The sequence below is a fragment of the Sphingomonas bacterium genome (assembly GCF_028289855.1).
GTDB lineage: Bacteria > Pseudomonadota > Alphaproteobacteria > Sphingomonadales > Sphingomonadaceae > Sphingomonas.
Genome location: NZ_JAQGKZ010000121.1, coordinates 1 through 8,030, shown reverse-complemented (window position 1 = coordinate 8,030; position 8,030 = coordinate 1). Strand labels below are relative to the sequence as shown.

Annotated in this window: 9 protein-coding genes and 1 pseudogene; 3 read left to right on the top strand and 7 right to left on the bottom strand. The window is 65.5% G+C overall.

All coding sequences use genetic code 11. From position 1 onward, the window contains the following. The 3 genes from JWM94_RS14065 to JWM94_RS14055 all read left to right on the top strand — a co-directional run. The coding region (locus JWM94_RS14065; RefSeq protein WP_299428284.1) for a biotin/lipoyl-containing protein at nt 1–1,025 on the top strand (1,025 nt) is incomplete at its 5' end. A gap of 68 nt (nt 1,026–1,093) precedes the next feature. After that, nucleotides 1,094–1,492 carry a GNAT family N-acetyltransferase gene (locus JWM94_RS14060; protein ID WP_299428279.1) on the top strand — a complete coding sequence of 133 codons (399 nt, stop codon included), beginning with the start codon at nt 1,094–1,096 and terminating at the stop codon, nt 1,490–1,492. Then, nucleotides 1,492–1,941, top strand: coding sequence for a MaoC family dehydratase (locus JWM94_RS14055; RefSeq protein ID WP_299428276.1), 450 nt, complete (start codon nt 1,492–1,494; stop codon nt 1,939–1,941). The genes JWM94_RS14060 and JWM94_RS14055 overlap by 1 nt, the downstream gene beginning before the upstream one ends. 199 nt (nt 1,942–2,140) lie before the next feature. On the opposite strand, the gene JWM94_RS14050 is transcribed toward JWM94_RS14055, so the two are convergent. The 7 genes and pseudogenes from JWM94_RS14050 to sufB form a co-directional block, all read right to left on the bottom strand. Then, nucleotides 2,141–2,494: an iron-sulfur cluster assembly accessory protein gene (locus JWM94_RS14050; RefSeq protein ID WP_299428273.1), complete on the bottom strand. Its 354-nt coding sequence runs from the start codon at nt 2,492–2,494 to the stop codon at nt 2,141–2,143. Beyond that, nucleotides 2,494–2,964 (bottom strand): SUF system Fe-S cluster assembly protein, encoded by a 471-nt coding sequence (locus JWM94_RS14045; RefSeq protein ID WP_299428270.1) that lies wholly within the window; start codon nt 2,962–2,964, stop codon nt 2,494–2,496. The genes JWM94_RS14050 and JWM94_RS14045 overlap by 1 nt, the downstream gene beginning before the upstream one ends. A 10-nt stretch (nt 2,965–2,974) precedes the next feature. Next, nucleotides 2,975–4,186: a cysteine desulfurase gene (locus JWM94_RS14040; RefSeq protein ID WP_299428267.1), complete on the bottom strand. Its 1,212-nt coding sequence runs from the start codon at nt 4,184–4,186 to the stop codon at nt 2,975–2,977. Beyond that, entirely contained in the window at nt 4,183–4,935 is a 753-nt protein-coding gene (locus tag JWM94_RS14035; RefSeq protein ID WP_299428264.1) for a SufD family Fe-S cluster assembly protein, read from the bottom strand. The genes JWM94_RS14040 and JWM94_RS14035 overlap by 4 nt, the downstream gene beginning before the upstream one ends. After that, nucleotides 4,932–5,674: pseudogene (gene sufC, locus JWM94_RS14030) on the bottom strand (Fe-S cluster assembly ATPase SufC). The gene JWM94_RS14035 and the pseudogene sufC overlap by 4 nt, the downstream one beginning before the upstream one ends. Nucleotides 5,675–5,686: 12 nt before the next feature. Beyond that, a complete protein-coding gene (locus JWM94_RS14025; protein WP_299428261.1) occupies nt 5,687–6,511 on the bottom strand; it encodes a phytanoyl-CoA dioxygenase family protein in 825 nt (274 codons plus the stop codon). A 124-nt stretch (nt 6,512–6,635) separates the two neighbouring features. Beyond that, on the bottom strand, nt 6,636–8,030 hold a 1,395-nt coding region (sufB, locus tag JWM94_RS14020), incomplete at its 5' end, for a Fe-S cluster assembly protein SufB (protein WP_299428257.1).

The window sequence follows — 8,030 nt, the reverse complement described above, 5'->3', positions numbered from 1 at the left end:
ACACACGGCTCCAGGTCGAGCATCCGGTGACCGAGGAGATCACCGGGCAGGATCTGGTCGAGTGGCAGTTGCGGGTGGCGTCGGGCGAGCCGCTGCCGAAGCGGCAGGACGAGCTGGCCATCAACGGCTGGGCGATCGAGGCACGCCTCTATGCGGAAGACCCGACGACCGGCTTTCTGCCCAGCACCGGCCATCTCGATCATTTGTTGCTTCCGTCGAGCGTGAGGATCGAAACGGGGGTCGAGGAAGACGATACGATCTCGCCCTTCTACGATCCGATGATCGCCAAGCTCGTCGCCACCGGGACCGATCGAAACGCCGCGATCGAGGCGCTCCATCACGCCTGCGCCAATGTCGTTTGCGACAGCGTCAGGACCAACGCCTGGTTTCTTGCCCGGCTCCTTGCCGAACCATCGTTCCGCGACGGATCGGTGACCACGGCATTCATCGGCGAACATGTTGCGCGGCTGTGCGAGGCACCGATGCCAAGCGCTGAACTACTCGGCGCAGCCGCCGACTATCTTGTGCACGTTGACGACTTCATGCCCGGCCAGGTCGGAGAGCCGGATTATGATCGCCAACGCGGCCTGTTGGGGTTTCGGCTGAATGCCGCGCCGAGTGAGGCCGTCAATCTGGTCGTCAATGGCGAGCGACAGCGCGTCGACTACGGTTACGAGCCGGCCCCCTTCTGGGCTACCACGCCCGGCTACAGCTATGACGACCAGACGATTACGCTGTTCGAGAACGGCGCCAAGTTCGATGTCGCGCTGCGAACGAAGGCCGGAGTTGCCGGCACCGCCGCCGACGGCGCGATCCTCTCGCCCATGCCCGGCCGTATCATCGCGGTCGAGGTCGCGGCCGGCGATGTCGTCACCAAGGGCCAGAAGCTCGTCACGCTCGAGGCGATGAAGATGGAGCATAGCCTCACCGCGCCGTTCAACGGCACCATCGCGGAGCTCGACGCCGAGACCGGCGGGCAGGTCAGCGAGGGCAAGATGCTCGTGCGCGTGGAGAAGGCGACCTGAGCGCGCTCGCGATCCGCACCGCGACACGCGACGATCTGGCGGCGATCGTCGCGCTGCTCGCCGATGACGTGAATGGGGCAAAGCGCGAGGATGCCAGCCTGCCGCTCGACCCCGGCTATGGCCGCGCGTTCGACGCAATTCATGCCGACCCCAACCAGATGCTGGTCGTGGCGGAGCGCGACGGCCGCGTCATCGGCACCTTGCAGCTCTCCTTCCTGCCGGGCCTCTCCCATCGCGGCGCATGGCGCGGGCAGATCGAGGCGGTGCGCATCGCCGCCGACCGGCGCGGGGATGGGCTCGGCGCGGCGATGATCGGCTGGGCGGTCGCACAATGCCGCGCGCGCGGCTGCTTCATTGCGCAGCTCACCTCCAACAACGATCGCGTTGCGGCGCATCGCTTCTACGAACGGCTCGGCTGGCAAAAGAGCCATGCCGGGTTCAAGCTGTACTTGACGGAGGATCACTGATGCCGGGCAAATTCTTCGACGAATGGCGGGTCGGCGAGACGATCGAGCACCCCTTACGCCGCACGGTGACCGAGACCGATAACCTGCTGTGGTCGACGATGACGCACAACCCGCAACCGCTCCATTTGGACGCGGAGGCCGCCAAGGCGAGCGAGTTCGGGCAGATCCTCGTCAACGGCACCTTCACGTTCAGTCTGATGGTCGGGATCACCGTCGGCGAGACGACGATGGGCGTGCTGGTCGCGAATCTGGGGTACGACAAGGTCGTGATGCCCAAACCGGTGTTCATCGGCGACACGCTCCACGCGACGAGCGAAGTGACCGAAGTGCGCGAGAGCAAGTCGCGGCCCAACGCCGGGCTGGTGACGTGGAAGCACCGCGCGATCAACCAGCGTGGCGAAGTGGTGTGCGAATGCCTGCGGACGGCGTTGGTGCTGCGGAAGAGCTGACTGATGAACGACGCTGAGTTCTGCGAACACTGTCAAATAGGCTATCACGCGCCCTTTGAGCGTTTCGAGCGCGTCGCCGAGCGAGCAGACGGTCCGGCATTTCTCCAGCGCTGCCGTAACTGTAAAACGCTATGGGATGAGCGATTGCACGACGCGACAATGGTGACGCCAGAGCAGGCGGCAGCCATCTACCCAGACTTCAGACCGTAAAGCTCTCCCCGCACCCGCATTCGCCCTTGGCGTTGGGGTTGGCGAACACGAAGCCCGCGGCGAAATCGTCCTCGACCCAGTCCATCGTGGATCCGATCAGGTACAGGATCGATCCGCCGTCGACGTAGAGCGTGCCGCCCGCGGTCTCGATCTTCTCGTCGAACGGCTTGGCCTCGGTCACGTAATCGACCGAATAAGCCAGCCCCGAACAGCCGCGCTTCGGAGTCGACAGCTTGACGCCGATCGCGCCCTCGGGCGCCTTGGCCATCAGGTCGGCGATCCGCGCCTCCGCATTGGGCGTCAGGATCAGCGCGGCGGGGCGTTGGCGCAAAGTGGTCGCCATTACAGCATCCCCAGTTCGAGCTTGGCGTCGTCTGACATCTTCTGCGGGTCCCACGGCGGGTCCCACACCAGATTGACGTCGGCGAACGCGACGCCCGGCACGCTGGCGACGCGAAGCTCGACCTCGGCGGGCATCGATTCGGCGACCGGGCAATGCGGCGTGGTCAGCGTCATCGTCACCGCGGCGTGGCCGTCGTCGGTCACCTCGACACCGTAGATCAATCCGAGATCGTAGATGTTGACCGGGATTTCGGGGTCGAAGATTTCCTTGATCGCCTCGATCACCGCGAGCTGTAGCGTGCCGCCCTCTCCGCCGACGGGATCGGCAGTGGGCTTCTGTGCCAGAAACCCGGCGAGATAGTCGCGCTTGCGCTCGAACGTATCGCTTGCGGCTTCGACCTCAACGCGCGCCTTGGGCGGCGCCTCGACCGCCTCGACTTCCTCGACAACAATCTTGTGTTCTTCGTTCATCCGAAGATCCCTAACCAAAAATACGCGTTACGCGTTCAACCCCGGCGGCCAGCGCCTCGACATCGGCCAGCGAATTATACACCCCGAAACTCGCCCGTGCGGTGGCGGGCACGCCCAGCGCGTCCATCAACGGCTGCGCGCAATGGTGCCCGGCGCGGATTGCGACCCGTCCTTCGTCCAAGATGGTGGCGACGTCGTGCGGATGCACCCCCTCGACCGCGAAACTGACGATCCCGGCGCTATCGTCGGGGCCGAACAGCCGCACCGAATTGATCTGGCCCAGCCGCGCCCGCGTCGCGGCAACCAGCGCGGTTTCGTGCGCGTGGATGCGGTCGAGCCCGATACTGTCGACATAGTCGATCGCGGCGTGCAGCCCGACCACCCCGACGATATGCGGCGTCCCCGCCTCGAACCGGCCCGGCGGCGGGGCGTAGGTCGTCTTGGCGAAGGTAACGCGGTCGATCATCGACCCGCCGCCCTGATACGGCGGCATCGCGTCGAGCAGGTCGGCGCGGCCCCACAGCACGCCGATCCCGGTCGGCCCGTAGAGCTTGTGCCCCGAAAAGACATAAAAGTCGCAGCCAATGTTGGCTACATCGACGGGCATGCGCGGCACCGCCTGGCAGCCGTCGAGCAGGATTTTCGCGCCGACCGAATGCGCGATCTCGGCCGCGCGCTTGGCGTCGAGTACCGATCCGAGCACGTTCGAGACATGCGCCAGCGCGACCATCTTGTGCGCGGGCGTGATCATCGCCGCCATCGCATCGAGGTCGATCCGGCCGTCATAGGTCAATGGCACGACATCGATCGCGGCGCCGATCCGCTCGGCAACCATCTGCCACGGGACGATGTTCGAGTGATGCTCGAGCGTCGAGAGCAGGATGCGGTCGCCCGCCTTGAACTGCTCGCCAACCCAGCATTGCGCGACCAGGTTGATCCCCTCGGTCGCACCGCGCACGAACACGCATTCCTCGGCCTGCGCCCCGATGAAGTGCGCCACCCGCTTCCGCGCAGCCTCGTAGGCGAGCGTCATGTCGGCCGACCGCTGGTACACGCCGCGATGCACGGTGGCGTAGGTCTCGCCGTACGCGCGGTTGATCGCGTCGAGCACCGGCTGCGGCTTTTGCGACGTCGCGGCGGTGTCGAGATAGTGCCAGTCCGGCTGGATCGCCGGAAAATCGGCGAGCACATCGAGAGGGCGCGTGTCGGCCATCAAGTTCACAACACCCGCTCCAGCGCGATCTGCGCGGCGGCCTCGACCGCTTCGCGCTGCACCGCATTGCCGATCCCGTCGAACACGCTGCCGATGAACGCGCGGAGCAGCAGCGTCTTGGCTTCGGTCGGCGGCACGCCGCGGCTTTGCAGGTAAAACAGAGCGTTGGCATCGAGTTCGCCGACCGTGGCGCCATGCGCGCATTTCACATCGTCGGCGAAGATTTCGAGTTCGGGCTTGGCGTTGGCGGTCGCGGTGCGCGTCAACAGCATCGCCTTGACCGACTGGCTGGCGTCGGTCTTCTGCGCGTCGCGCGCGACCGCGACCTTGCCGAGATATGAGCCGGTCGCCTTGCCGCCGAGCACCGAGCGGACGACCTGATTGGAGGTAGCGTTCGGCTCGATATGGTTGAGCGTCGTGACGATCTCCAGCGTCTGCTCGCCCCCGCCGATGATCGCGCCGCCTAGCTCGAAATGCGACCCCTCTTGGCACGTCACGTCGATCGCCACCCGACCCAGTTTGCCGCCGGTGTTGAGGATATGAAACGTCGCCCGCGCGCCGCGTTCGAGGATGACGACAAAATCCTTCACCGCCACCGCATCGGTATCGGCGTCCTGCACGACCAGCCGCGCGATTTCCTCGCCCGCCGCAACGCGGATCACCTCCGCCGTCGGCACTGGCCAAGCGGTCGCCAGCGCACCGAGGTCGCTGTACCGCCACGCTTCGTCGCGCCGGGTCGGGAGCGCGAGCAAGGTCACGCCGCCACCGCTCCATAGCCTTCGCGCTCGAGTTGCAGCGCCAGCTCCGCCCCGCCCGACCGCGTGATCCGCCCGCCGTCGAGGACGTGGACGAAATCGGGCCGGACATATTCGAGCAGCCGCTGGTAATGCGTGATCAGCACCACCGCCTTGCCGGGGGCGCGCATGATGCGGTTGATGCCTTCGCCGACCACGCGCAGCGCGTCGATGTCGAGCCCGCTGTCGGTCTCGTCGAGGATCGCGAGCCGCGGCCCGATGATCCCCATCTGGACCATCTCGTTGCGCTTCTTCTCGCCGCCCGAAAAGCCGACGTTCACCGGGCGCTTGAGCATCTCCTGGTCCATCGACAGCGCATCGGCCTGCGCGCGCGCCAGCTTGAGGAAATCGCCGCCCGACAAGGGCGACTCGCCGCGCCCCTTGCGCTGCGCGTTGAGCGCCTCGCGCAGGAACTGGACGTTCGACACGCCAGGGATTTCGACGGGTATTGGAAGCCAAGGAACAGTCCGGCGGCAGCGCGCTCGTGCGGTTCCATCGCGAGCAGGTCGGCACCGTCGAAGCTCACCGATCCCGCGGTCACCTCATACCCCGGCCGGCCGCCGAGCACATAGCCGAGCGTCGACTTGCCCGCGCCGTTCGGTCCCATGATCGCATGCACCTCGCCCGCGTTCACGGACAGGGTCAGCCCCTTGAGGATTTCCTTGCCGTCGATTTCGGCGTGGAGGTTGTCGATGTTGAGCATTCAAAATCCCGTTCAATCCACCAGCACGGCACGGTGGAATTTGTGGTGCAGGCGCGGCGGCAGCGCGGCGCGGACCGATCGCTTCATCCGCAGCTTCTCGTACCGCGTCGCTTCGGGCGGGTGCATTTCCACCCACCATTCGCGCGACAGCACGGTGAAGATAGTCGGCCGCGGCGCGTCGCCATTGTTGGCGAGCCCGCAATGGTGCGTGCGGAAGTCCCAGACCAACGCGGACCCAGGGTTCACGACCGGCGCCGAGTCGTGCGCGCCGGCGGGCTTTCCCTTGCGGTGCGAGCCGCGCCAAAAGGCGGTGCGCCCGCTCACCTCGTCCATCCGCACCAGCGGCATCGAAAAGGCGAGCGCGAACGGCGGCAGCATCTGCTCCAGATTGACCTCCGGAAACAGCGTGCCGTCGGCATGGCCTTTCTGGTCGGGCGCACCCGGCGCGGCGACCAGTAGGCCGATCGAATCCACCATGTACTTTTTACCGAGCAACGCGGTGGCGATCGCGTCATAGGCGGCGGGCAGCATGAACGACCGGTCCGCCAGAATGCCGTCGAGCGTCATCGGCATGCAATGACGGCCCTCATAGGGACCGTAATTGCGCTCGCGATCAGTCTCGGCGAGCCGGGGATAGGCCGCCTCGACCTCCGCGCGACACTGCGCAACTAACGCCGGATCGACCAGATCGTCGAGCACGACCACGCCCTCGCGACGCAGGATCGCGGCGGCTTGCTCGGCGGCGGCGGCGTGATCGGTGCCCTCGGCGAACGGCACGCGTACGTCTGGAGCGTCAGACGTGACCCGGACATCCGTGAGTTGCGCCGTCACGCTCATCGCCCCACGCTCTCCTGTTCGTCACCCCGGCCTTGTGCCGGGGTCCACTTCTCCACCTGCAATGCCATCGCTTGTTGCACGGTGGATGCCGGAACAAGTCCGGCATGACGGGTTGGGGTGCGGATCATCCGACCGACCCCTCGAGCGAAATCCCGAGCAGCTTCTGCGCCTCGACGGCAAACTCCATCGGCAGTTGCTTGAGCACATCGCGCGCGAAGCCGTTGACGATCAGCGCCACCGCGCTTTCCTGGTCGAGCCCGCGCTGCATCGCGTAGAACATCTGGTCGTCGCTGATCTTCGAGGTAGTCGCCTCATGCTCAATCTGTGCCGTCGGATTGCGCACCTCGATATATGGCACGGTGTGCGCGCCGCATTCGGACCCGAGCAGCAAGCTGTCGCACTGCGTGAAGTTGCGCACGCCTTCCGCGCCCGGCGCGACGCGGACCAGCCCGCGATAGGTGTTGTCCGAGCGCCCTGCCGAAATTCCCTTCGACACGATCGTCGAGCGCGATCCCTTGCCGTTGTGGATCATCTTGGTGCCGGTATCGGCCTGCTGGCGGTTGTTGGTCACCGCGACCGAATAGAATTCGCCGACGCTGTTCTCGCCGTTCAGGATGCAGGACGGATATTTCCACGTGATCGCGCTGCCGGTCTCGACCTGCGTCCACGACACCTTGCTGTTCCGCCCCTGGCACAATGCGCGCTTGGTGACGAAATTGTAGATTCCGCCCTTGCCGTTCTCGTCGCCGGGATACCAATTCTGGACGGTCGAATACTTGATTTCGGCATCGTCGAGCGCGACCAGTTCGACCACCGCGGCATGCAGTTGGTTCTCGTCACGCATCGGCGCGGTGCAGCCTTCGAGGTACGAGACGTAGGCGCCCTTGTCGGCGACGATCAGCGTGCGCTCGAACTGGCCGGTATTCTCGGCATTGATGCGGAAATAGGTACTGAGCTCCATCGGGCAGCGCACGCCCTCCGGAATATAGACGAACGTTCCGTCGCTGAAGACCGCGCAGTTGAGTGCGGCGAAGTAATTGTCGTGCTGCGGCACGACCTTGCCGAGCCATTTGAGCACCATATCCGGATAGTCGCGGATCGCCTCGCTGATCGAGCGGAAGATGACGCCGGCCGCTTCGAGCTCGGCGCGGAAGGTCGTCGCGACCGAGACGCTGTCGAACACCGCGTCGACCGCAATCTTGCGCGCGCCCTCGACGCCGGCCAGCATCTTCTGCTCGGCGATCGGAATGCCGAGCTTTTCATAGACGCGCAGGATCTCGGGATCGACCTCGTCCAGGCTGCCGAGCTTCGGCTTGGCCTTGGGCTCGGCGTAATAATAGGCGTCCTGATAATCGATCGGGGGCACGTCGAGCTTGGCCCAATCGGGCGGGGTCATGGTCAGCCACAGCCGGTACGCCTTGAGGCGCCACTCAAGCATCCATTCCGGTTCGTTCTTCTTGGCCGAGATGAAGCGGACCGTGTCTTCGGACAAGCCTTTGGGCGCGAATTCCTGCTCGAT

Bases quoted from the DNA above. Each gene is read 5' to 3' on its own strand.
- JWM94_RS14055 (WP_299428276.1), top strand. From the start codon at position 1,492: ATGCCGGGCAAATTCTTCGACGAATGGCGGGTCGGCGAGACGATCGAG.
- JWM94_RS14050 (WP_299428273.1), bottom strand. From the start codon at position 2,494: ATGGCGACCACTTTGCGCCAACGCCCCGCCGCGCTGATCCTGACGCCC.
- JWM94_RS14045 (WP_299428270.1), bottom strand. From the start codon at position 2,964: ATGAACGAAGAACACAAGATTGTTGTCGAGGAAGTCGAGGCGGTCGAG.
- JWM94_RS14025 (WP_299428261.1), bottom strand. From the start codon at position 6,511: ATGAGCGTGACGGCGCAACTCACGGATGTCCGGGTCACGTCTGACGCT.